Origin of the sequence: Dietzia sp. UCD-THP (genome assembly GCF_000349585.1) — a bacterium.
In the GTDB taxonomy this organism is placed as follows: Bacteria; Actinomycetota; Actinomycetes; order Mycobacteriales; family Mycobacteriaceae; genus Dietzia; species Dietzia natronolimnaea_A.
In genome coordinates this window covers 439-718 of the sequence record NZ_KB714664.1, presented here as the reverse complement: position 1 = coordinate 718, position 280 = coordinate 439, and the positions used below count along the sequence as shown (strand labels likewise).

Annotated in this window: 1 pseudogene; it reads right to left on the bottom strand. The window is 74.6% G+C overall.

Going from position 1 to position 280, the window contains the following annotated elements:
- Positions 1–280: pseudogene (locus H483_RS39765) on the bottom strand (hypothetical protein); the annotation flags it as partial.

Below are 280 nucleotides of genomic sequence, written 5' to 3'. Positions count from 1 at the left end.
CGATGTCAGCGGGCCCGGCTGCGGTTCCTGCGGCGCCTCGGTCACGGTGGGCACCGTCGTCGGCTGCTCGGACGAGCCGGTCCCCGTGGGGGTGGTGTCGCCGGGTTCGGTGGTGCCGGGAGTGCTGGTCCCGGGAGTGGTCGGATCCGTCACGACGGGCTCGGTACCGCCCGGCTCGGTCGTGGGCGGCGTCGTGGGCGAGGTGGGCGACGTCCCGTCGGTCGGGCTCGTCGGGGTATCCGGATCGTCCGTGTCGGGATCCTCGGTGCCCGGCTCATCC